The sequence below is a fragment of the Pseudomonas morbosilactucae genome, assembly GCF_023241665.1.
GTDB lineage: Bacteria > Pseudomonadota > Gammaproteobacteria > Pseudomonadales > Pseudomonadaceae > Aquipseudomonas > Aquipseudomonas morbosilactucae.
In genome coordinates this window covers 33,296-56,286 of sequence record NZ_JALQCX010000008.1, presented here as the reverse complement: position 1 = coordinate 56,286, position 22,991 = coordinate 33,296, and the positions used below count along the sequence as shown (strand labels likewise).

Here is a 22,991-nt window from a genome sequence, read left to right as displayed (position 1 = left end):
GTTCGGTCAATAGCTGCTGATACGACCATTCGGTCACGCAGAGGTTGCGTTATTTTTCAGGGTTTTGTACCAGCGGCAACGACACGCAAAACAACGCGCCCTCGCCTATCCGGCTGTCCACGCTGATGCTGCGCCGTGGGCCGCGACAATCTGCTCGGAAATAAACAGCCCCAGGCCCAAACCCGCCGCCACATGGCTGGCGGACACCCGCTCGAACTGCTGGAAAATGCGTTTCTGGTTGTCTTCGCTGATGCCGATCCCGTGGTCGCGGACCTCCACCCGCGCCTGGCCGTCCTGGCTGTAGACCCGTACTTCGATCGGGCTCTTGGCGCCATAACGCAGGGCGTTGGTCAGCAGGTTGGAGATCACCTGTTCAATGCGGAACTCGTCCCAGTGCCCGTGTACCGGCTGCTCACCCTGAAAGCTCAGGGACGAGTTGGCGGCCTCGACCTGGGGCGCGAAGTTGTCGAGTAAGCCGCGTACCAGTTGGGTCAGGTCAAAATGTGAAGGCCGGATCGACAGCTTGCCGGTGCGGATCCGCGAGATGTCGAGCATGTCCTCGATCAGGCGGATCAGGCTTTTGATCTGGCGCTCGTCGCGATCGACCATGGCGTGCATCTTGTCCAGGGAAAACGCGGCGGCGTTCTCCCGGGCCAGGTGCATCTTGCGCAACTGGGTTTCCAGGATCAGGCCGTTGAGGGGCGTGCGCACCTCATGGGCGACGATGGACATGAAGTCATCGCGCATGCGCACCGCCTGCTGCAGGTCGTCCTGGGCGGCCTGCAACTGCTGGAGCAACGCCTCCTGTTCACGACGACTGCGCTCCAAGGCCTCGACCTGCTGCTTCATGGCCTTGCTCTGGCGATAGAGCTCGACGAACACATTGACCTTGCTCTTGACCGCGTGGATATCCAGGGGCTTGTAGAGAAAGTCCACGGCGCCGCTTTCATAGCCCTTGAAGGCGTAGTTCAGCTCGCGCCCGGCGGCGCTGACAAAGACGATGGGGATGTTCTTGGTCTTCTCGGTGCCGCGCATCAGTTCGGCCAGCTCGAAACCGTTCATGCCCGGCATCTGCACGTCGAGGATCGCCAGGGCGAATTCGTGCTGCAGCAACAGCGACAGCGCTTCGTCGGCCGACAGCGCCTTGTACACCTGGCGGTCCTCGCGCTTGATCAGCGCCTCGAGGGCCAGCAGGTTTTCCGGCAGATCATCGACGATCAGCAGCTTGGCTTGGATGTGACTTAACATGCGATTCGTTCCAGCTCGACAAGCAGACGGCTGATGCCGTGCAAAGGGAGAATGTAGTCCGGACGGTGCAGCGCCAGGGCGGCTTGCGGCATGGTCGACACCTGGGCCTCCTTAGGGTCCTGGACAATGGTCAGGCCGCCCAGGCGCTTGACCTGGGCCAGGCCCGCAGCTCCGTCCTGATTGGCCCCGGTCAGCAGCACCGCGGCCAGCCCCGGACCATAGGCATCGGCAGCGGACTCGAACAGGTAGTCGATGGCTGGGCGCGAATGGTGCACCCGCGCCTCCAGGCTCAGGGACAGACTGCGGTCCTGCTCGACCGACAGGTGATAACCCGGGGCGGCAAAGTACAGGGTGCCCGGAACAATGGTTTGCTTGTCCTCGGCCTCTTTGACCGGCAGCGCCACGCGCCTGGCAAAGACCTCGGCCAACTGGCTGCGGCGCTCGTCAGGCAGGTGCAGGACCACGATCACCGGCAGGCAAAAGCCCGCGGAAAATTCGCTGAACACTCGCAACAGGGCCTCGACCCCACCGGCCGAGGCTCCGACGACAATGGCCTCGATTCGAGGCAGGGCACTGGGCCCGACGCTGCCCTGGCTCATGACTTGCGGTAGATCCGTTCTTGTTTGACCAAGGGCTCGAACTGCTTGCCGTAGGCGGAAAAATCCAGGGTTTCCTTACTGCCCAGCACCAGGAAACCCCGGTGGCAGAGGGACTCATGGAACAGACCAAAGGCTCGATCCTGCAATTTTTTATTGAAGTAAATCAACACATTACGACACGAAATTAACTGAGTTTCTGAGAAGACACTGTCCGTCGCCAAGCTGTGGTCGGCAAAGGTCACGTTGTCCCGCAGGCTCTTGTCGAAGATCGCGTAGTCGTAGGCCGCCGTGTAGTAGTCGGCGAAGGACGCCTTGCCGCCGGCCTGCTGGTAATTGCGGGTGTAGGCGCGGATGTTTTCCAGGGAAAAGATGCCCTGCTTGGCCTTGTCCAGGGAGTGGGGGTTGATGTCCGTGGCGTAGATGATGGTGCGTTCCAGCAAGCCTTCCTCACGCAACAGGATGGCCATGGAGTACACCTCTTCCCCGGTGCTACAGCCGGCGATCCAGATCTTGATCGAAGGGTAGGTCTTGAGCAGCGGCACCACCTCCTGGCGGATGGCCAGGAAGTGCGAGGGGTCGCGAAACATCTCGCTCACCGGAATGGTCAGGAATTGCAACAACTGCATGAACGCCGCCGGGTCGTGCAGCACCCGCTCCTGCAACGCGGAGATGGTCTTGCACTCGAACTGGCGCAACGCGTGGTTGACCCGGCGCTTGATCGACGCGCCGGAGTAATCACGAAAATCGTAGCTGTACTTGAGGTAGATCGCTTCAATCAGCAACCGCAGTTCGATCTCGGTATTGCGTTCCACTAGATTCTTTCCATCTTCGGCAACCAGACGCGGATAAGGGAAAACAGACGGTCAAGGTCGATCGGCTTGGCCAGGTAATCGTTGGAGCCGGCCTGCAGGCAGCGCTCCTGATCGTCCTTCATGGCCTTGGCCGTCACCGCAATGATCGGCAGCTTGCGCCAGCGCGGGTCTTTGCGGATTTCGATCGTGGCCTCGTAGCCGTCCATCTCCGGCATCATCACGTCCATCAGCACCAGGTCGATGTCTTCGACCTCATTGAGTTTGGCAATCGCTTCGTGCCCGTTGCGACCGATGATCACCACCGCGCCCTTGTGCTCCAGGGCGCTGGTGAGGGCAAAGATGTTGCGCACGTCGTCATCCACCAGAAGGATCTTGCGCCCCTCGAACACCTTGTCGCGGCTGCGAGCGGTCTTGAGCATCTTCTGCCGTTCATGGGACAGCTTGGATTCGACTTTGTGCAGAAATAACGTCACCTCATCCAGCAGCCGCTCCGGCGAGCGCGCGCCCTTGATGATGATCGAGCGCGAGTACTTGCGCAGCTCAGCCTCTTCGTCCCGGGTCAGGTTGCGCCCGGTATAGACGATCACCGGCGGGAAGGAGCAGATGTCTTCGGTGGACATGCGCTTGAGCAGATCGTTGCCGAGCATGTCCGGCAACTTGAGGTCGATGACCATGCAGTCGTAGATGTTCTCGCGCAGCAGGTCCAGAGCGTCCTGGGCCAGGCCGACGGCGGTGATCTCGATGTCATCGTCGCCGATCAACCGGGCGATGCTGTCGCGTTGCAGGTCGTCGTCTTCCACCAGCAGCACGCGCTTGACCTTCTGCGTCAGCTTGGCTTCCAGGCGGGCGAACACGTCCTTGAGTTCTTCGCGGGTGGTGGGCTTGACCGCATAACCCACGGCGCCCATGTGCATGGCGGCCTCGACCCGGTCTTCCACGGAAATCACGTGCACCGGGATGTGCCGGGTGCCGGCGTGCTCCTTGAGGCGTTGCAGCACCGTCAGCCCGGAGTGGTCCGGCAGGCGCATGTCCAACAGGATCGCATCCGGCACAAAGCGTTCGGCCAGGCTGTAGCCCTCGTCGGCGCCATGGGCCACCAGGCAGTGGTAGCCCAGTTCATGGGCCAGGTCGAAGAGGATATGGGCGAAATTCGGCTCGTCTTCCACCACCAGGATGCAGCGGCCGCTGAACGGCGCCTTGTCGCGGTCATCGGCAAAACGCGGAATCTCCACCGGCGCGGCGTCCACTGGCGCGGGTGCAACACTGACGGCGACCGGTGCCACCAATGCCACCGGCGCTGCGGCCAGGGGTTGCGGCTCGGCGGCTTCGCTGTACTGCTCCGGCAGCACCAGGGTGAACACACTGCCCTGCCCCGGCTCGCTGCTGACGCTGATGGAGCCGCCCAGCAAGGCCGCCAGGTCACGGGAAATCGACAGGCCCAGACCGGTGCCGCCGTAACGCCGGTTGGTGGTGCCATCGGCCTGGCGGAAGGCCTCGAAGATGCTCTGCTGCTGGTCCGCAGCAATGCCGATACCGGAATCGCGCACCACAAAGGCGATGCCAGCCCCCGGGTTGCGCGCCACGGTCAGGCTGACCTGGCCGTGCTCGGTGAACTTCACCGCGTTGGACAGCAGGTTCTTGAGGATCTGCTCGACGCGCTGGCGGTCGGTGAACAAAGTGGCCGGCGACCCCGGCTGCAATTCCACCTGGAAACCCAGGCCCTTATTGCTGGTCAGCGGCTGGAACAGCCCCCGCAGGCCCTCCACCAGGCGTGGCACGCTGGTGTTTTCCGGGCGCACTTCCAGCTTGCCGGCCTCGACCTTGGAAATATCGAGGATGTCGTTGATCAGGTTCAGCAGGTCATTGCCGGCGCTGTAGATCGACTCGGCAAACTTGACCTGCTCGGCGCTGAGGTTGTCGTGGGGGTTCTCGGCCAGCAACTTGGCCAGGATCAACGAGCTGTTGAGGGGCGTGCGCAGCTCGTGGGACATGTTGGCGAGGAATTCCGACTTGTACTTGCTCGAACGCTGCAGCTCCGCGGCGCGCTCCTCAAGCAGGCCCTGGGCGTCGCTGAGTTCGCGGTTCTTGGTGTCCAGGGCGTCACGTTGCTCGGCCAAGGCATCGGCCTGTTCCGCCAGTTGTTCGTTGGTCTGCTCCAACTCGGCCTGCTGGGTTTCCAAGTGCGCCTGGGACTCCTTGAGAATCCGCGATTGCTCTTCCAGCTCTTCGTTGGCGGTTTTAAGTTCTTCCTGCTGCACTTGCAGCTCTTCATTGAGTTGTTGGGTTTCCGCCAACACCTCTTGCAGGCGCTGCCGGTAGCGCGCGGCCTCGATGGAGGTGCCGATGTTGCCGGCAATCAGCTCCAGCAATTCCACGTCCCGGTCGTCCAGGGCCCGCAGGAAGCCCAGTTCGATCACCCCATTGACCCGATCGTCATCGGTGGTGGGCACCACCAGCACGCTGCGAGGCGAACCATCGCCGAGGCCCGAGCTGACCTTGAAATAATCCCCCGGCACCTCATCCAGGCGGATCAGCCGTTGCTCCTGGGCCGACTGGCCGACAATGCCTTCGCCGTTGTAAATCGTCTGGTCCTGTTGCTCCTGCTCTCGGGAGAAACCATACGCAGCTACCCGGCGCAGACCGCCATGCTCTTCGCGGACGTACAGCGCCGCCACGGGCGAGCCAAGGTATTGGGCGCAGAACTTCAAGATGTTGCGCCCCAACAGGTTCAGCGACAGCTGCCCCAGCACCTGCTCGGCCAATTCAGTCTGGCCATTGCGCAACCAGGCCTGTTGTTCCAGGCGCCGGGCGCTCTTTTGCTGGGTGTCGAGGGTGTCGCTGTAACTGGTGGACAGCGCCAGCAGGTCGCGCCGCCCGATGTAGGCCAGCAAGGCACTGAGGCCGATCACAAAGATCAGGTACAGGCTCACGCTGAACACCGTGGTGCGGCTGACCCCTTGGTTGCGGTCGATGCGCAACTGCTGCTCCATGGCCACCGCAGCGTCGTACTCCTTGCGGATTTCATCGGTCAGGCGCTTGCCGCGCCCGGCCTGGATCGCCCCTCGGTAGTCGCCGTTCTGCCGCCGCAGCTCAATCATTTCCTGGGCGTAGTTATTCCACTCCACCTGCAAGGCCTCCAGGCGCCGGAGGCGGTCAACCTGTTGCGGGTTGTCCTCCACCAGCTCCTGCAAGCCGCGCAAGTCGTTGAGGATTCGCGGCTTGGCCACTTCATAGGGGTCGAGGAAGTGCTCGTCGCCAGTGATCAGGAAACCGCGCATGCCGGTTTCCAGGTCGATGGTCAGGCGCGCCGACTCGTTGAGGTTGTTGATCACTCGGTCAGTGTGTTGCACCCACTGGATCACCGAAAGCAGGTAGGTGATCAGCGAGACGAAAAACACCGCACTGAGCACGCCCACGCCAAGGGGCAGGCCGATGTTGCGGCTCAGCAGCTTGCGGAAACTCTGTTCATCAACCGAAGACGGACGGATCATTTGAAGGCCTTGGCGCGGAGTCAAAAAGAAGCGAAGTTTGCCCCACAATCGACAGGTTCGGCCATTTTTTATAACAAAACTCGCGCAACCTGATGTTTCACCCTGCCGCGAGCCCAAGGAAGCGGTTATTCTTGCCGCCGCTTGTACAAGGCGGTTTTTTTGTACAGCTTCGGGAACTTGTCATGGGCCGCGGCTTACTCATGCAAAAGGTCCTACGCTCAAGCGCAGCCCATTGATTTCATCTTTTTTCGAGAGCTTTCCTATGTCCGCCAGCCCGTCCACCATTCTTGTCGTCGAAGACGACGCCATCGTGCGTATGTTGATTGTCGATGTGCTCGAAGAGCTGGGCTTCGCGGTGCTGGAAGCCGACGGCAGCGAGGCCGCCCTGGCGCAGCTGGAAAACCCCGGAAACACCATCGACCTGCTGATGACCGACGTCGGCCTGCCCGGCATGAATGGCCAGGAACTGGCCCTGCGTGCCCGAGAGCTGCGCCCGCAACTGCCAGTGCTGTTCGCCAGCGGCTACGCCGAAAGCATCGAAGTGCCGGCGGGCATGGCGGTGATCGGCAAACCCTTCTCCATCGATCAACTGCGGGACAAGGTGCGCGGCATCCTCGGCTAGGGCTTGATCCAGGGGCACACCACTGGCGCCGAGGTCGCGGTGCTGTGGTTTAATGGCGCCCCTTTTTTAAGCCCTCCGCCCGTTTCCAGGAATGCCTGCCATGAGCCCGACCGCCGCAACCAAAGTCCTGATCATTGGTTACGTCTGGCCCGAACCCCGCTCTTCCGCCGCCGGCGGGCACATGATGCAAATTCTCGAAACCTTTCTCGCCCAAGGCTGGGACCTGACGTTCAGCAGCCCGGCCAATGAGGGCGAGCACAAGGCGGACCTCGCGGCACTGGGCATCGACGAACAGCCCATCGAACTCAACAACAGCAGCTTCGACCGCTTTGTCGCCGAACTGGCCCCGGATATCGTGCTGTTCGACCAGTTCATGATGGAGGAGCAGTTCGGCTGGCGGGTCGAGCAGCATTGCCCCACGGCCCTGCGAGTGCTGGAGACGTCGGACCTGCAATGCTTGCGGCACGCCCGCCATCAGCGCCTCAAGGACCGTTTGAAGGCCAGCGACGACAGCGACGATTTCAGCGAGCTGTTTGCCCCGGCGCTGGCGGATGAATTCCAGCAGATGGCCGACACCGACCTGGCCAAACGGGAAATAGCGGCGATTTACCGCTGCGACCTGAACCTGATGATCTCCGAGTTCGAAATCCAGCTGCTGGAGCAACAGTTCAAGTTGCCCGCGGCCTTGCTGCACTGGTGCCCGCTGATGCTGGACCCGCTGCCACAGGCCTTTACCCCTTTTGCCGAACGCGCCCACTTCCTGAGCATCGGCAATTTCCGCCATGCGCCGAACTGGGACGCGGTGCTGTGGATGAAGAACAGTGTGTGGCCGCTGATCCGCCAGCAACTGCCCGGGGCACAACTGCATCTCTATGGTGCCTACACACCGCCCAAGGCCGCGGCGCTGCACAACCCGGCCCAGGGCTTTCACATCATGAACTGGGCCGAAGACGCCCTGCAGGTGATGTCTGCGGCGCGCATCTGCCTGGCACCGCTGCGCTTTGGCGCGGGGATCAAGGGCAAGCTGCTGGACGCCATGCTCTGCGGCACCCCCAGCGTCACCACGCCGATCGGCAGTGAATCCATGTCCCAGGATGGGCTGCCCTGGCCGGGCGCGGTGGCCGAGTCGGCCGGCGACCTGGCGGCCGCGGCAGTGCGCCTGTATCAGGACCAACAGGTGTGGGAACAGGCCCAGACAGATGGCCGGCGGTTGCTTGAGGCGCGCTACCGCCAGCAAGTCCACGGCCCGGCGCTGATCCAGCGCCTGCAAGACTGCCGCCAGCACCTGGAGCAGTTGCGCCGGGACAACTTCACCGGCGCCATGCTGCGACACCACCATCACAAGAGCACCCAATACATGGCGCAATGGATCGAAGCGAAAAACCGCCCCGCCCCATAACCCCCGCTCCTACGGGGCGAGACACGCAAACGCCATGTAGGAACCGGCTTGCCGGCGAAGAGGCCCACAAGCCTTGCATCGCTCTCGAAGACGCCTTCGCTGGCAAGCCAGCTGCTACGGGGCAGACAGACGAATTCCATGTAGGAGCCGGCTCGCCGGCGAAGAGGCCCACAAGCCTTGCATCGCCCTCGAAGACGCCTTCGCTGGCAAGCCAGCTCCTACTGGTGCATGGGCGGGGCACGAGGCATTATCAGCGGGGCCAACAACAAGAACAGACCCGCACCATGAGTCGAACCGGCAAGATCACTGACCCCTCCTACGAGTTGATGGACGACCACAACGGCCTGTCGATCATCTATCGCCAACACGGCTTTCCCTGCCCGTTGGTGCGCTGGCACTTCCATAAGGAATACGAACTGCACCTGATCGTCGCCAGCTCGGGCAAGGTGTTTATTGGCGACTACATCGGCAACTTCTACCCCCAGACCCTGTTCCTCACCGGCCCCAACCTGCCCCACAACTGGATCAGCCAGGTGGCCGAGGATGAAGTGGTGCCCAAGCGCGACATGCTGGTGAACTTCACCGACGAGCTGTTCGACAGCGGTGCGCAAGTCTTTGCCGAACTGAAGAACCTCGTGCCGCTGCTGGAACGCGCCCAATACGGCATCGAGTTCCGCTGCCCGCGCACCATCGCCCAGGCCATGCCGCTGATGCAGCGCATTGCCGAATCCAGCGGCGTGACCCGCCTTGGGCACTTTTTCATCCTGCTGGAGTTGTTGGCGAGCTGCGATGACTACCAGTTGCTGTCCGGGGCGACCACCGCGCAACTGTCCGACGACCACAACGTCGACCGCACCAACCGCGCGGTGGACTACATCTTTGCCCACTACGCCCGGGAACTGCCCCTGGAAGAAGTGGCCGATTACCTGGGCATGAAACCCACCTACTTTTCCCGGGTGTTCAAGCAGGCCACGGGGCGTTGTTTTATCGAATTCGTCAATCGCCTGCGAATCAGCAAATCCTGCGAACTGCTGGCCGACGGCGACAAGCCGGTGACGGATGTGTGCTTCGAGTCGGGCTTCAACAACATTTCCAACTTCAATCGGCGCTTCCAGCAACTCAAAGGCATGACCCCCTCCCACTACCGCCGCCTGGCCGTCCAGCGCCTCACGGAACAAAACCGCGTCTAACCCCGCCTGTAGGCGCTGGCTTGCCAGCGATGGCGTCCTCAAAGCCCAGCACAAGACTCGAAGCCCAAATCGCCGGCAAGCCGGCTCCTACAAAAAAACATGCCCGCACCGCCCCTGTAGGAGCTGGCTTGCCAGCGATGGCGTCCTCAAGCCCACCATAAGACTCGAAGCCCCATCGCCGGCAAGCCGGCTCCTACAAAAAACATGCCCGCACCGCCTTTGGGAGCTGGCTTGCCAGCGATGGCGTCCTCAAGCCCAGCACAAGGCTCGAAGCCCATCGCCGGCAAGCCGGCTCCTACGGGTTTGCGGTGGGTGTTGGGGTAAATAAAACCCGTTCAGCTTTCGTTCAGCGAATGTCAATAATATCCATTTGGCAATGAGTATCATTATGTTACAACTTAGCACCCTATCTATCTGCCTAGCGGTGCTGAATGCTCGTTCCCTTTCTGATCATGCTGCGCGAGGGCATTGAAGCCGCGCTTATCGTTGGCATCATCGCCAGTTACCTGCAACAGACCGGCCGCGGCCAATGGATGCCGGCGGTGTGGATCGGTGTATTTCTCGCAGCAGCCCTGGCGCTGCTGGTGGGGGGCGGCCTGGAGCTGATGAGCGCGGAGTTCCCGCAGAAGCAGCAGGAATTGTTCGAAGGCCTGGTGGGTCTGGTGGCGGTGGCGATTCTCAGCTCATGGTGTTCTGGATGCGCAAGGTGGCGCGCTCCATCAAGCACTCCCTGCAGGCGTCCCTCGACCAGGCCCTGACCGGTTCGAAACACCAGGTCACGGCGCTGATCGCCATGGTGTTCTTCGCCGTCGCCCGGGAAGGCCTGGAAACCGTGTTCTTCCTGCTGGCGGTGTTCCAGCAGAGCGAAGGCCCGGCCGCCCCCATCGGCGCCCTCCTCGGCTTGGTGCTGGCCATCGTTGTCGGTTTCCTGATCTACAGCGGCAGCATGCGCCTCAACCTGGGGGCCTTTTTCCGCTGGACCGGGCTGTTCATCCTGGTGGTGGCCGCCGGCATCCTTGCCAACTCGGTTCAAGCCCTGCATGAAGCCGGGGTGTGGAACCACTTGCAGACCGTGCTTTTCGACTTCAGCGCCCGCCTGCCCATGGACGGCCCGCTGGGCTCGGTCCTGGCCGGCATGTTCGGTTACCAGGACGCGCCCACCGTCAGCACCCTCGGTGCCTATGTGCTGTACCTGGCGGTGACCCTGGTGCTGTTCTTCCTGCCCAGCCGGCCCGCCGCCCAGGCCGCCGGCCCATCGTCTTCCGTTTCCAGTCAGTAAGGCTCCCCATGACCCAGCAAGCCTCACCCCAGGCCTCGCCACCCCGCGCTCTGCGCTGGGCGCTAGCCGGTTCGGTGATCGTGATGATCGCCGCCGGCGGGCTGTTCTATTACGCCTCGCAACTGGCCGCCAGCAAACGCCAGGCCCACACCGGTGAAATCACCGTGACCATCCACCCCCACAGCTGCGAACCGAATGCCCTGACCGTACCCGCCGGCCACGCCAGCTTCCGCATCGTCAACCGTTCCCAGCGTGCGGTGGAGTGGGAAATTCTCGACGGCGTGCTGGTGGTCGAGGAGCGGGAAAACATCGCCCCCGGGCTGAGCCAGGTGATCAACGCCAACCTGCAACCCGGCGACTACGCCATCACCTGCGGCCTGTTGAGCAACCCGCGAGGCACCTTGAAAGTCACGCCCACTGCCGAGTCCGACGCCCAAGCCAAGGCGCGGCCGTCGATGGTGGCCTTTATCGGCCCGCTGTCGGAGTTCCGGGTTTACCTGAGCAGCCAGAGCACCGCCCTGATCAAGGCCGTGGCCGCCCTGCAACAGGCCATCGCGGCCGGCGACCTGCAGCAGGCCCAGGCACTTTACCTGCCGGCTCGCGTCGCCTACCAGCACGTGGCGCCTGCTGCCCAGCGCCTGGCCGAGCTGGACAACGCCATCAACGCCCGCGCCGACTATTTCGAGCAGCGCGAACAGGACCCGGCCTTCAGCGGTTTCCATCGCCTGGAGTACGCCCTGTTCCAGCAACGCGACCTGAACGGCCTGACGCCGCTGGCCCAGCGCCTGCTGACGGATGTCACCACCCTCAAGACCCAGTTGCTGGCCCAGTCGTTGCCGCCCGAGCAGTTGGTCAATGTGGTGTCCCGCAGCCTGCGCAGCATCGCCGAGGTACGTGCCGGGAGCGGTGAAGAAGAGCGTTACAGCCACATCGACCTCAACGGCTTTGCCGCCAACCTGGACACCACGCGCAAGGTCATCGACCTGTTGCGCCCATTGCTGGCCAAGTCCGCTGCCGAGCTTTTGCCCCAGGTCGACGCCGCCATCGGCGCCCTGGATACCCAACTACAGAGCCTGCGCGATGCCAATGGCTACCTGTCGTACGACCGCGTCAGCAGCCCGCAGCGCCAACAGATTGCCCAACAGGCCAAGGCCCTGGCCGATGCACTGGATGGAATCGATCCCGCCCTTGGCCTGTCCGGCCTTTAAGCAGAAGACCCACGTTAAATGAACGACTCAGATCAATCCTCACCGAGCTTCAATCCACAACGTCGTCGCGTGCTGCTGGGCATGGGCGCCGCCAGCGTCGCCCTGGCCGGATCAGCCCTGAGCGGCCCGGCCCTGGCCGCCCCCCAGGCCCAGGTCACGGAGGCACCCAGCAGCGACAAGACCCAGGAACGCAATGACTTCCACGGCCAGCACCAAAGCGGCATCGTCACCCCGCGCCCGGCCTCGGGCATGCTGGTGTCCTTCGATGTGCTGGCCAGCGACCGCGACGACCTGGAGCGCCTGTTCCGCACCCTCAACGAGCGCATCGCCTTCCTCATGACCGGCGGCCCGGTGCCTCAGGTCGACCCCAAGCTGCCGCCCGTGGATTCGGGCATCCTCGGCCCGGTGGTGACCCCGGACAACCTGACCATCACCGTGTCAGTGGGCGAGTCGCTGTTCGACGAGCGCTTCGGCCTGGCATCCGCCAAACCCAAGCGCCTGACGCGCATGGTGGGGTTCCCCAATGACGCCCTTGAAGCCGATTGCTGCCACGGCGACCTGAGCCTGCAGTTCTGCGCCAACACCGCCGACAGCAACATCCACGCCCTGCGCGACATCGTAAAAAACCTTCCGGACCTGCTGCTGGTGCGCTGGAAGCAGGAAGGCAGCGTACCGCCCCAGGCGCCGACCCAACCCGGGCAACCGGCCCAGAGCGCACGCAACTTCCTGGGCTTTCGCGATGGCTCGGCCAACCCCGACTCCAACGACCGCCAGGCCATGGAGCAGATCGTCTGGGTCCAGCCCGGCAGCGACGAGCCGGCCTGGGCCGCCCATGGCAGCTACCAGGCGGTGCGGATCATCCGCAACTTCGTCGAACGCTGGGACCGCACGCCGCTGCAGGAACAGGAAAGCATCATCGGCCGGGTCAAGACCACCGGCGCGCCCATGGACGGCCGCCAGGAACACCAGGTGCCGGACTACGCCAAGGACCCCCACGGCAAGCTGACCAAGCTCGACGCCCACATCCGCCTGGCCAACCCGCGCACTGCCGCGACCCAGGCCAACCTGATCCTGCGTCGGCCGTTCAACTACTCCAACGGGGTCAACAAGAACGGCCAACTGGACATGGGCCTGCTGTTTATCTGCTACCAGGCCGACCTGGAAAAAGGCTTTATCACCGTGCAGACCCGCCTCAACGGTGAGCCGCTGGAGGAATACCTCAAGCCGGTGGGCGGCGGTTACTTCTTTACCTTGCCGGGGGTCACCGGTGGCCAGGATTTCATTGGCCGTTCGCTGCTCGATGCCACACACCCCAGAACCACTGCCTGACACCATAACCCCCACGGAAAAGCCCCATGAAAAAGTCGCCTCTCGCTGTGTTGCTGACCCTTGGCCTGCTCCAGGCTCCCCTTTCGGCCTTCGCCGCCACCGCCCCCCTGGAGCTGGTGGGGCCGATCTCGGACTACAAGATCTACGTGACCGAGCAGCTCGATGAGCTGGCCAGCCACACCCAACAGTTCACCGACGCAGTGAAGAAAGGCGACCTGGCCACCGCCAAGAAGCTCTACGCGCCGACCCGGGTCTACTACGAGTCGATCGAGCCGATCGCCGAACTGTTCAGTGACCTCGACGCCTCCATCGACTCCCGGGTCGACGACCATGAAAAAGGCGTCAAGGCCGAAGATTTCACCGGCTTCCACCGCATCGAGTACTCGCTGTTCTCGGAAAACACCACCCAAGGCCTGGGCGCCCTGGCCGACGGCCTGGACAAGGACGTCAAGGACCTGCAGGCCCGCGTGGCCGGCCTGACCTTCCCGCCGGAAAAAGTCGTGGGCGGCGCCGCAGCCCTGCTGGAAGAAGTCGCCGCCACCAAGATCTCCGGTGAAGAAGACCGCTACAGCCACACCGACCTGTATGACTTCCAGGGCAACATCGACGGGGCGAAGAAAATCGTCGACCTGTTCCGTCCGCAGATCGAGAAGCAGGACAAAGCCTTTGTCGCCAAGGTGGACAAGAACTTCGCCACGGTGAACACCATCCTGGCCAAGTACAAGACCGCCGACGGCGGCTTCCAGACCTACGACAAGGTCAAGGACAAAGATCGCAAAGCCCTGGTAGGCCCGGTCAACACCCTGGCTGAAGACCTCTCCACACTGCGCGGCAAGCTCGGCCTGAACTGACCCCGCAGCGCAACACCTGGCTAGCTGGCCCGGCAGCTCCTGACCCAACGACCGCGTTGTGCTGGAGCTGCCGGGCCGCTATCGAGCCCTGGCTCGCCTCACACAAGCCCTCATACAACCCTTCACACTCCCAGGCCCCCCGAGCTCACCCGACTGAGCTACTATCACCGACGCTAATAAACCTGGGCCGCCCTTCGTTCCCTCTATAACGTCGGGATATCCCGCCTGTCATGGAAGATCCATATGCCCAGTTCAACGGCCACCACCACTCAGCCGCTGACCGCCCCGCCGTTCAAACTCTACCCACTGATGGCCGCCTACATGGCCTGCACCATGGCCTTGATGGCCTTCGTCTCGATGATCGGCCCGATTTCCCGGGTGCTAGGCCTGGCGACCTGGCAAGCCGGCGCCGCGGTCACCGTGTCGGGGATGATCTGGGTTTTGTTGGCCCGCCCCTGGGGCCGGGCCAGCGACCGCTTCGGCCGCCGCCGAGTGCTGCTGGTTGGCACCGCGGGCTTCACCCTGGCCTATTGGGCGCTCTGTGTGTTTATCGACTTGTCCCTGCAATGGCTGCCCAGTGTGGCGCTGTCCTTTATCGGCATCATGCTCGGGCGCGGCTTGGTGGGCGTGTTCTATGCGGCGGTGCCGGTGGGCGGTTTTGCCCTGATTGCCGACAACGTCGAACCGCAACACCGGGCCCGGGCCATGGCCACCCTGGGCGCCGCCAACGCCTGCGGCCTGGTCCTGGGGCCGGCAATCGCCGCGCTGCTGGCGCGCTACAGCATGAGCCTGCCGTTCTACGCCATGGCCATCCTGCCGTTGCTGGCCTTTGTTGTGTTGTGGTTCAAGCTGCCCCAGCAAGAGTTGCACCTGAGGCAACCGCCGCAAGCGGTGCGCCTGGGCGATCCGCGCCTGCGCCGGCCGATGACCGTGGCCTTTGTCGCCATGCTGTGCGTGTCCATCGCCCAGATCACCGTCAGCTTCTATGCCCTGGACCGCCTGGGCATGGGCCCCGCCGAAGCCGCGCAAACCGCAGGCATCGCCCTGACCATGGTCGGTGTGGCACTGATTTGCGCACAACTGGTGGTGCGCAAGCTGGAATGGCCGCCGCTGCGCATGATCCGCGTCGGCGCCCTGGTGGCCGCCAGCGGTTATGCCGGGAGCATCCTCGCAGACCAGGCCTGGGGCCTGTGGCTGGCGTTCTTTGTTTCGGCGGCGGGCATGGGCGGTATCTTCCCGTCCTTCTCGGCCCTGGCGGCCAACGCCGTGGAAGCCTCGGAGCAAGGGGCGACTGCCGGCTCCATCGGCGCCGCCCAAGGCCTGGGCACAGTGATTGGCCCACTGGCCGGGACCCTGATCTACGCCATCGAACCGCGCCTGCCCTACCTGATCGCCGCCGTGCTGCTGTTGCTGGTGGCGGCCTGGCCAACCCCCCAGCCCCCCCCCCAGCCAAAGGTCAACGGATGACCTGATGCAAAAAAAAACGGCGCCCTGAGGCGCCGTTTTTTGTTTCAGAGAATGCGGTAGAGCAAACGCTCGATCCGCACCCGACTGACCCGCCGCAGGAACTTGCCCACGGCCTCTGGGTAGTCCACCAGGGTCTCCAGGTTCTGGAAATGCTCGATGCGCCGGGTGTGCTCGAAGATCTCTGTCAGCTCACGCTGGCGCGGTTCCAGCAACTCACCCTTGGGGTCGTCGAGCAGCAAGGCGTTTTCCAGGTCCAGGCGGAACGCCCGCGGGTTGAGGTTGTTGCCGGTGAGCAAGGTGTAGCGCTGATCGACCCACATGCCCTTGAGGTGGTAGGTGTTGTCGCCGTCGCGCCACAGGTGCAGGTTCAACTGGCCACTGTCGATCATCCGCTGATGACGCTTGGCAAAGCGCCGCAGGCTGATCTCGTAGAGGTAAGGCAGCGCAGCGATCACCTTGAACGGCTCGCTGGGCGGAATGTAGAAGTCGTTGGCGGTCTTGTCACCGACGATGATGTCGATCTTCACCCCACGGGCCAGGGCACGGTTGACCTCACGGGTCACCGGCAGCGGCAGGTTGAAGTACGGGGTGCAGATGGTCAGTTGCTGCTGGGCGCTGGCAATCAGCTCGCAGATCACCCGGCTCAGGGGGTTGTTCTTGCCCACGCCAAGCAGCGGGCTGACCGACAGCTCGCCCTTGAGCACGCCACCGGCGCTGGTGTCATAGGCCGCGTGCTTCAAGCGGCTGCGCAAGTCACCGATGTCATTGCGCAGGCTGCGGGTGCTGGGCAGGTTCGGCAGGTCCAGGCGATGCACCGCCCGGGACTCCACCAGGCCGTGCTGAATCAGGTGCTGCATGGAGTCGGCCAGGGCCTGGTTGTGCAACAGGTGATAGCGGTCGTACCGGTACTTGTCGAACTTGTGCAGGTACACGTTGTTCAGGCTGGCGCCGCTGTAGATCACACAGTCATCGATCACAAAGCCCTTGAGGTGCAATACCCCGAACAGCTCCCGGGTCTGCACCGGTACGCCGTACACCGGCACTTCGCTGGCGTGGGTGCGGGTCATCTCCTGGTACCAGGCCGAGTTGCCCGGCTGCTTGCCGGCGCCAATCAGGCCCCGCTGGGCCCGCAGCCAGTCCACCACCACCACAATGTCCAACTCGGGGCGTGCAGCCTTCGCGGCGTGCAGGGCATCGAGGATTTCCTGGCCGGCTTCATCCTGCTGCAGGTACAGGGCGACAATATAGATGCGCTGCGTGGCCTGAGGGATCTTCTCCAGCAGGCAGCGGCGGAACTCGGCGGCACCGGAGAGGATGGACAAGGCGTCGGCAGCCAGGGGAAAGCTGCGCAGTTTGGGCAACAGAGAGCGTTTGAAAAGCGACGGCATAGGGCTCGCAGTGGGTCGAATCCAAAGAGCGCAAGAGCTTACACCATGGACCGGCATTCATAACCCACCCACCCCCTCTTTTTGTATCTTGTAGCTTGAAGCTTGAGAATTGCAGCGCCCTTAAAATCGCCATCGCTGGCAAGCCAGCTCCTACGGAGGCATGTCTCAGCACCACGGTATTTTTGTAGGAACCGGCTTCTTGTAGCTTGAAGCTTGAGACTTGCAGCGCCCTTAAAACCGCCATCGTTGGCAAGCCAGCTCCTACAAGAGACATGTCACAGCATCACAGTATTTTTGTAGGAACCGGCTTCTTGTAGCTTGAGGCTTGAGGCTTGAGGCTTGCAGCGCCGTTGAAATCGCCATCGCTGGCAAGCCAGCTCCTACATGGATTTAGCGTGCAGGGTCAGGCGGCGACTTCTTGGGCCTTGGCCTGGGCCTTGGCTTCCAGTTCACGCACCAGCGGCAGCACGCGTTTGCCGAAGTACTCCACTTCTTCCTGGAAGTGCAGGAAGCCCGCCAGCACCAGGTCCACGCCCACGGCTTTCAAGGCGACGATGCGCTCGGCGATCTGCTGAGGCGTGCCGATCAGGTTGGTCTTGAAGCCGTCGTTGTATTGCACCAGGTCCTCAAAGGTCGATTTGGCCCAGTTGCCCTCGCCTTCCGGTGACGCCTTGCCGGCTTGCTTGGCGGCGTCGCCAAAGGCATTCACCGCCTCGGGGTCGGCCTGGTCGATGATCTGCGCCAGCACGGCGCGCGCTTCCTCTTCGGTGTCGCGGGCGATGACAAAGGCGTTGACCCCCACTTTGACCGAGTGGTTATTGGCCGCAGCCTTGGTACGAATGTCATCGACCTGGGCCTTGATGCCTTCCGGGGTGTTGCCGTTGGTGAAGTACCAGTCCGATACCCGCGCCGCCATGTCCCGGGCTGCGCGGGAGCTGCCGCCCTGGAAGATTTCCGGCTGGCCCAGGGGCTTGGGTTTCAGGCTGTAGTTGTCGAAGCGGTAGAAGTCGCCCTTGAAGGTGAAGTTGTCCTGGCTCCAGACGCCCCGCAGGGAGCGAATGAACTCTTCGGAACGGCGATAGCGCTCATCGTGCTCCAGCCAGTGTTCGCCGATGGCCTGGAACTCGCCCTTGAACCAGCCGCTGACAATGTTCACGGCGATGCGGCCATTGGTCAGTTGATCGATGGTCGCCAGTTGCTTGGCCGCCAGGGCCGGTTGCCAAGGGCCGGGCAGGATCGCGGCAATCACTTTCAGTTTGCTGGTGGCGGCCAGCAAGGCGTGGCTGAAAGCCACCGACTCATGCTGGAACTCGGCGCCGTAGCCGGCGGTGAAGCGGATCTGGGTCAGGGCGTACTCGAAGCCGGCCTCTTCAGCCAGTTGCGCCAGCTTGCGGTTGTAGTCGATGCCCCAGTGGGTGCGCTGCTCGATCTTGCTCACCACCAGCCCGCCGCTGACGTTGGGCACCCAGTAGGCAAATTTGACGGCTTGCTGACTCATTGTTAGGTCCTCGGGACTTGGGGAAGGTGGGAGTAGCAGAGCAGCAAGCGTGCCAGCCTGCCTAAGACGCCCCGTCCGCCAGCGTCCAGTACGCTGCAAGGCCTGTTCTAAAGGGCTGCGAAGCGGTTTACCCAGAACGGCCGGGCCAGGCCCTGAATAACAATCGAACCTGAACGGCGAATCCAGAAATCCAGCGATTTGTTGAACAACTGTTGCCTCGCCAACAGTTGCCCGGCCCACAACCACTGTCGCCCCCCGTAAAACCGGCACTATGCGCTTCGGCATGGACTGTGCAATCCCCCTCGGCACCTGCAACGTTTTTACTGCCGACTCGAGGAGCTGTTTCATGACCGAACACCAGGTAATCAACCCACTGTCCGTGGGCGTCGACTACGAGACGCTGGCCGAGGGTTTCCGTCCGATCTTCAAGCGCATCGCTGCCGGTGCGGTGGAGCGTGAACAAAGCCGCAGCCTGCCCTACGAGCCGATCCAGTGGCTCAAGGACGCAGGCTTTGGTGCCGTGCGCATTCCCGTGGAATACGGCGGTGGCGGCGCCTCCCTGCCCCAGCTGTTCCAGTTGCTGATCGAGCTGGCCGAGGCCGACTCCAATGTGCCGCAAGCCTTGCGCGGGCACTTCGCCTTTGCCGAGGACCGGCTCAACGCCGCCCCGGGGCCGGCGCGGGATGTCTGGTTCAAACGTTTTGTCGGCGGTGACATCGTTGGGTGCGCCTGGACCGAAATCGGCAGCGTGGCCATTGGCGACGTGATCACCAAGGTGTCGCCGGACGGTGACAAGTGGAAACTCAATGGCGAGAAGTTCTACAGCACAGGGAGCATTTTCTCCGATTGGATCGACGTTTACGCTCAACGCAGCGACACCGGCGCGACGTGATCGCTGCCGTGCGCACCCGCCAGCCGGGCATCGTGCAGAGCGACGATTGGGACGGTTTCGGCCAACGCACCACCGGCAGCGGCACCTCGCGCTTTACCGACGCCGAAGTGGACGCCGAGAACGTCATCGACTTCGCCACCCGCTTCAAATACCAAACGGCCTTCTACCAACTGGTGTTGCTGGCCAGCCTGGCCGGTATCGGTCGCGCTGCGCTGAATGACGTGGCCCGGGAAGTGCGCGAGCGCAAACGCATCTACAGTCACGGCAACGCGCCGCGGGTCAGCGAAGACGCCCAGGTGCAACAAGTGGTCGGGGAAGTCGCGGCCCTGGTGTACGCCGCCGAAGCCGCCGCCGTGCGCGCGGCACAACCGGCGCAACGGGCCTATGTGGCGCGCTTTTCCGGGGATGCGGCAGTGGAGCACGCGGCGAATGTGGACGCCGAGCTGGAGTCGGCCACCGCCCAAGTGGTGGTGACCGAGCTGATTCAGCGTGCCACCACCGAGCTGTTCAATGCCTTGGGCGCTTCGGACATTCGCCAAGGCAAATCCCTGGACCGCCATTGGCGCAACGCGCGCACCGTGTCGTCCCACAACCCGGTGATCTACAAGGCACGGATTGTCGGCGACTGGACAATCAACGGCACCGAACCGCCATTCGTCTGGCAGATCGGCAACGGTCCGCAACGTTAACCGCACTGACGGTGATCTCCGTAGGCGCTGGCTTGCCTGCGATAGCGGCATCAAGCCTGGCGCACGTCTTGGGGGCCTTATCGCCGGCAAGCCGGCTCCTACACAAAGAGCGGCGGTGGTTCCATAGGCTGCGGCGGTCTCCATAGGAACTGGCTTGCCAGCGATCGCGGTCTCAAGCCTGGCGCACGTCTTGAGGGCCTTATCGCCGGCAAGCCGGCTCCCACACAAAGAGCGGCGGTGGTTCCATAGTCTGCGGCGGCCTCCGTAGGAGCTGGCTTGCCAGCGATCGCGGCATCAAGCCTGGCGCACGTCTTGAGGGCCTTATCGCCGGCAAGCCGGCTCCTACATAGGGGCGGGCCGGGGCACGTATCAAGGGTGCAGGAAAAAGCGCGGGGTCTGTTTTTTGATGGGGTTGCGACGGTCGCACAGGGGGCGGGGTTGCGGGTAATATGTCGGCCTTTCGCGCAGCCCGTCCTGCGCCCTCGCCGATATAAGCCGACCCCATGCCTTTTGAACTCAGCGTAGACCTGACCACCCTCGCCATCCTCGCCCTTGTGGCTTTTGTTGCCGGTTTCATCGACGCCATTGCCGGCGGCGGTGGCTTGCTCACCACCCCCGCCCTGCTCACTGCCGGGCTGCCACCGCACTTGGTGCTGGGCACCAACAAACTCAGTTCGACCTTCGGCTCGGCCACCGCCAGCTTCACCTTCTACCGACGCAAGCTGTTCCACCCCAAGCAGTGGATGCACGCGATTGTCGGCACCCTGGTGGGCGCGCTGACCGGCGCCGTGGTTGCCCATTACCTGCCTGCCGAGTGGCTGAACAAGATGCTCCCGGTGATCGTGTTCGCCTGCGGCCTGTACCTGTTGTTCGGCGGCACGCCCAAGGCGCCCCTGGACAGCGACGCCCCGATCAAGAAGAAGTGGCAATCCACCCAGGGCTTCAGCCTGGGCTTCTATGACGGCGTGGCCGGCCCCGGCACCGGTGCGTTCTGGACCGTCAGCAGCCTGCTGCTCTACCCCATCGACCTGGTCAAGGCCAGCGGTGTGGCGCGCAGCATGAACTTCGTCAGCAACATCGCGGCGCTGTCGGTGTTTGTGTTTTCCGGGCAAGTGGACTGGATTATCGGCCTGAGCATGGGCCTGTCGGTGATGGTCGGCGCGTTCTTCGGTGCTCGCACCGCCATCAGCGGCGGTGCGAAGTTCATCCGACCGGTGTTTATCACTGTGGTCCTGGGCCTGACGGTGCGCTTAGCCTGGCAGCACTGGTTCAGCGTGGCCTAAACGACGGGCCACGTAGAGGTCGATCAGGTAGCGGGCAATCGAGCGTGACGCCGGCAACGGCGGCAACTGGTGGATGTTGAACCACTGGGCGTCCTCGATCTCGTCCTCCTGGGGCACGATCTCGCCGCTGGCGTACTCGGCGTGAAACCCCAGCATCATCGAGTGCGGGAACGGCCAGCACTGGCTGCCCACGTACTGGATGTTGCGCACCTCGACACTCACTTCCTCACGCACTTCGCGGACCAGGCAGTCCTCGGCAGACTCCCCCGGCTCGGCAAAACCGGCCAGGGTGCTGTAGACCCCGCTGACAAAGCGTGGCGAACGGGCCAGGAGGATCTCGTCGCCACGGGTCACCAGCACGATCATGCTCGGCGAAATCCGTGGGTAGCTGCGCAGGTCGCAGGGTTCGCAGTACATGGCGCGCTCCCGCGGCACCTGGACCATGGCCTGGCCGCAACTGCCACAGAACCGATGCTCCCGGGCCCAGGTGCCAATCTGCGCGGCGTAGCCCAGGACTTTGTACAGGGTGTGGTCGCCTTCGAGCATAAAGGCCCGCAGGCCCTTCCAGCCGCAACCGGGCACGTCCCCGGGGCTCTTGAGTTCCAGCAAATACACCGGCTCACCGTCCAGATGGCCGATGCCATGCTCGGCCAGGACCGACAGGTCCTGGCGCTTGAGCCACTCGCGGGGAAACAGCGCGCCGTTGTCGTCGAACAGAAAACCTTCGCGGCTGCGGGCTACAGCCCAGCCGCCCGGTGTTGCGGTGTCCAGTACTGCGGTGGTCCAGCGTGAAGTCATAGTCAATCAATCCAGAAATTCGGGTTTCTGTTTGCTCATATGGGCGGCCATGGCCACGCGCAAGTCGTTGGATTGCAGCATGGCGGCGTTCCAGGTGGCGACGTACTCCAGACCGTCGTCGATCCGGTGGTCGCGCATGTAGCTGAGCATTTCCTTGGTGCCGGCGATGGCGATCGGCGACTTGGCGGCGATCTCTCGGGCAATGCCCATGACCCCTTCCAGCAACTGGGCGGCGTCGTCGTAGGTGGCATTGACCAAGCCGATGCGCTGCGCTTCAGCGGCGTCGAAGGTGCGGCCAGTGTAAGCCAGTTCACGCAGCATGCCGTCGCCGATGATACGCGGCAAACGTTGCAGTGTGCCGACGTCGGCGGCCATGCCGATATCGATTTCCTTGATCGAGAACTGCGCGTCGGCAGCGGCATAACGCATGTCGCAGGCACTGATCAGGTCGATGGCACCGCCCAGGCAATAGCCCTGGATGGCCGCCAATACTGGCTTGCGGCAGTTGTCCACGGCGTTGAACGAAGCCTGCAGTTGCAGGATCTTGCGGCGCAGCAGGCGAGCGTTACGGCCCACGTCCTTGCCCAGTTCATTGGCCACGCCGGCCAGCAGCATCAGGTCGATGCCGGAAGAAAAATGTTTGCCCGCACCGCTGAGCACCACCACCCGGACTTCGTCGGTGTCGTCGATCCAGCGGAAAATATCGACGATCTCGCTCCAGAACGCCGCGTTCATGGCGTTGATTTTGTCCGGACGATTGATCTGCACATGGGCGATTTTATCGGCGAGTTCAACGCGAAAAGCTTGATATTCGGACATGGCAGCGATCCTTGACGGGGTAAAAAGAAGGCCCGAACTATAGCAAGCAGCAGCCCGAGGCAGTAAGGCAGCGCATCCGCCAAATGCGGGACTGACGGGGCTCCAGCCGGTGACGAGCCTGCCGCGCGC

Annotated in this window: 15 protein-coding genes and 3 pseudogenes; 10 read left to right on the top strand and 8 right to left on the bottom strand. The window is 63.1% G+C overall.

The genetic code is table 11. The features are described from left to right. Nucleotides 1–49 precede the first annotated feature (49 nt). From M1B35_RS04955 to M1B35_RS04940, 4 genes and pseudogenes are all read right to left on the bottom strand, one after another. Nucleotides 50–1,248, bottom strand: a pseudogene (locus M1B35_RS04955) (hybrid sensor histidine kinase/response regulator). Then, the gene (locus M1B35_RS04950; RefSeq protein WP_123333372.1) at nucleotides 1,242–1,847 is read right to left on the bottom strand and encodes a chemotaxis protein CheB; all 606 of its coding nucleotides are present in this window, start codon (nucleotides 1,845–1,847) and stop codon (nucleotides 1,242–1,244) included. Before M1B35_RS04950 ends, M1B35_RS04955 begins: the two are co-directional and overlap by 7 nt. Continuing rightward, nucleotides 1,844–2,659: a CheR family methyltransferase gene (locus tag M1B35_RS04945; RefSeq protein ID WP_268261383.1), complete on the bottom strand. Its 816-nt coding sequence runs from the start codon at nucleotides 2,657–2,659 to the stop codon at nucleotides 1,844–1,846. Before M1B35_RS04945 ends, M1B35_RS04950 begins: the two co-directional genes overlap by 4 nt. Then, nucleotides 2,659–6,150, bottom strand: coding sequence for a response regulator (locus tag M1B35_RS04940; RefSeq protein ID WP_123333376.1), 3,492 nt, complete (start codon nucleotides 6,148–6,150; stop codon nucleotides 2,659–2,661). The genes M1B35_RS04945 and M1B35_RS04940 overlap by 1 nt, the downstream gene beginning before the upstream one ends. A gap of 262 nt (nucleotides 6,151–6,412) precedes the next feature. Between M1B35_RS04940 and M1B35_RS04935 the strand changes: the two genes are divergently transcribed. The 8 genes and pseudogenes from M1B35_RS04935 (at nucleotide 6,413) to M1B35_RS04900 (ending at nucleotide 15,495) form a co-directional block, all read left to right on the top strand. Further along, entirely contained in the window at nucleotides 6,413–6,772 is a 360-nt protein-coding gene (locus M1B35_RS04935; RefSeq protein WP_123333378.1) for a response regulator, read from the top strand. Nucleotides 6,773–6,872: 100 nt separating this feature from the next. Continuing rightward, nucleotides 6,873–8,171, top strand: coding sequence for a glycosyltransferase (locus M1B35_RS04930; RefSeq protein WP_268261382.1), 1,299 nt, complete (start codon nucleotides 6,873–6,875; stop codon nucleotides 8,169–8,171). Between the two features lie 284 nt (nucleotides 8,172–8,455). Further along, on the top strand, nucleotides 8,456–9,361 hold the full coding sequence (locus M1B35_RS04925; RefSeq protein WP_123334466.1) for an AraC family transcriptional regulator: 906 nt from the start codon (nucleotides 8,456–8,458) through the stop codon (nucleotides 9,359–9,361). 431 nt (nucleotides 9,362–9,792) lie between these two features. Then, a pseudogene (gene efeU, locus M1B35_RS04920) lies at nucleotides 9,793–10,640 on the top strand (iron uptake transporter permease EfeU). Nucleotides 10,641–10,648: 8 nt separating this feature from the next. After that, the gene (gene efeO, locus M1B35_RS04915; protein ID WP_268261381.1) at nucleotides 10,649–11,848 is read left to right on the top strand and encodes an iron uptake system protein EfeO; all 1,200 of its coding nucleotides are present in this window, start codon (nucleotides 10,649–10,651) and stop codon (nucleotides 11,846–11,848) included. An 18-nt stretch (nucleotides 11,849–11,866) separates the two neighbouring features. After that, nucleotides 11,867–13,177, top strand: coding sequence for an iron uptake transporter deferrochelatase/peroxidase subunit (efeB, locus tag M1B35_RS04910; RefSeq protein WP_268261380.1), 1,311 nt, complete (start codon nucleotides 11,867–11,869; stop codon nucleotides 13,175–13,177). Nucleotides 13,178–13,203: 26 nt separating this feature from the next. Continuing rightward, nucleotides 13,204–14,028 (top strand): iron uptake system protein EfeO, encoded by an 825-nt coding sequence (gene efeO, locus M1B35_RS04905; protein WP_123333388.1) that lies wholly within the window; start codon nucleotides 13,204–13,206, stop codon nucleotides 14,026–14,028. A 243-nt stretch (nucleotides 14,029–14,271) separates the two neighbouring features. Beyond that, on the top strand, nucleotides 14,272–15,495 hold the full coding sequence (locus tag M1B35_RS04900; RefSeq protein ID WP_268261379.1) for an MFS transporter: 1,224 nt from the start codon (nucleotides 14,272–14,274) through the stop codon (nucleotides 15,493–15,495). Nucleotides 15,496–15,539: 44 nt separating this feature from the next. Here M1B35_RS04900 and pssA read toward each other — a convergent pair whose 3' ends face one another. Together pssA and sfnG are read right to left on the bottom strand one after the other, a co-directional pair. Then, nucleotides 15,540–16,883, bottom strand: a complete 1,344-nt coding sequence (gene pssA, locus M1B35_RS04895) for a CDP-diacylglycerol--serine O-phosphatidyltransferase (RefSeq protein WP_123333392.1) — start codon at nucleotides 16,881–16,883, stop codon at nucleotides 15,540–15,542. Between the two features lie 403 nt (nucleotides 16,884–17,286). Next, nucleotides 17,287–18,381, bottom strand: a complete 1,095-nt coding sequence (sfnG, locus tag M1B35_RS04890) for a dimethylsulfone monooxygenase SfnG (protein ID WP_123333396.1) — start codon at nucleotides 18,379–18,381, stop codon at nucleotides 17,287–17,289. Nucleotides 18,382–18,727: 346 nt separating this feature from the next. On the opposite strand from sfnG, the pseudogene M1B35_RS04885 reads away from it, so the two are divergent. Continuing rightward, nucleotides 18,728–19,962 (top strand): annotated as a pseudogene (locus M1B35_RS04885) (acyl-CoA dehydrogenase family protein). Between the two features lie 503 nt (nucleotides 19,963–20,465). After that, on the top strand, nucleotides 20,466–21,245 hold the full coding sequence (locus M1B35_RS04880; RefSeq protein ID WP_268261378.1) for a TSUP family transporter: 780 nt from the start codon (nucleotides 20,466–20,468) through the stop codon (nucleotides 21,243–21,245). Here M1B35_RS04880 and nudC read toward each other — a convergent pair. Continuing rightward, the gene (gene nudC, locus M1B35_RS04875) at nucleotides 21,213–22,043 is read right to left on the bottom strand and encodes an NAD(+) diphosphatase (protein WP_268261377.1); all 831 of its coding nucleotides are present in this window, start codon (nucleotides 22,041–22,043) and stop codon (nucleotides 21,213–21,215) included. The genes M1B35_RS04880 and nudC overlap by 33 nt on opposite strands. A gap of 6 nt (nucleotides 22,044–22,049) precedes the next feature. Then, on the bottom strand, nucleotides 22,050–22,862 hold the full coding sequence (locus tag M1B35_RS04870; RefSeq protein WP_268261376.1) for a crotonase/enoyl-CoA hydratase family protein: 813 nt from the start codon (nucleotides 22,860–22,862) through the stop codon (nucleotides 22,050–22,052). Between the last annotated feature and the right edge of the window lie 129 nt (nucleotides 22,863–22,991).

Coding starts and splice junctions, on each gene's coding strand:
- M1B35_RS04950 (WP_123333372.1), bottom strand. CDS start 1,847: ATGAGCCAGGGCAGCGTCGGGCCCAGTGCCCTGCCTCGAATCGAGGCC.
- M1B35_RS04940 (WP_123333376.1), bottom strand. CDS start 6,150: ATGATCCGTCCGTCTTCGGTTGATGAACAGAGTTTCCGCAAGCTGCTG.
- M1B35_RS04935 (WP_123333378.1), top strand. CDS start 6,413: ATGTCCGCCAGCCCGTCCACCATTCTTGTCGTCGAAGACGACGCCATC.
- M1B35_RS04930 (WP_268261382.1), top strand. CDS start 6,873: ATGAGCCCGACCGCCGCAACCAAAGTCCTGATCATTGGTTACGTCTGG.
- M1B35_RS04925 (WP_123334466.1), top strand. CDS start 8,456: ATGAGTCGAACCGGCAAGATCACTGACCCCTCCTACGAGTTGATGGAC.
- efeO (WP_268261381.1), top strand. CDS start 10,649: ATGACCCAGCAAGCCTCACCCCAGGCCTCGCCACCCCGCGCTCTGCGC.
- efeB (WP_268261380.1), top strand. CDS start 11,867: ATGAACGACTCAGATCAATCCTCACCGAGCTTCAATCCACAACGTCGT.
- efeO (WP_123333388.1), top strand. CDS start 13,204: ATGAAAAAGTCGCCTCTCGCTGTGTTGCTGACCCTTGGCCTGCTCCAG.
- M1B35_RS04900 (WP_268261379.1), top strand. CDS start 14,272: ATGCCCAGTTCAACGGCCACCACCACTCAGCCGCTGACCGCCCCGCCG.
- pssA (WP_123333392.1), bottom strand. CDS start 16,883: ATGCCGTCGCTTTTCAAACGCTCTCTGTTGCCCAAACTGCGCAGCTTT.
- sfnG (WP_123333396.1), bottom strand. CDS start 18,381: ATGAGTCAGCAAGCCGTCAAATTTGCCTACTGGGTGCCCAACGTCAGC.
- M1B35_RS04880 (WP_268261378.1), top strand. CDS start 20,466: ATGCCTTTTGAACTCAGCGTAGACCTGACCACCCTCGCCATCCTCGCC.
- nudC (WP_268261377.1), bottom strand. CDS start 22,043: ATGACTTCACGCTGGACCACCGCAGTACTGGACACCGCAACACCGGGC.
- M1B35_RS04870 (WP_268261376.1), bottom strand. CDS start 22,862: ATGTCCGAATATCAAGCTTTTCGCGTTGAACTCGCCGATAAAATCGCC.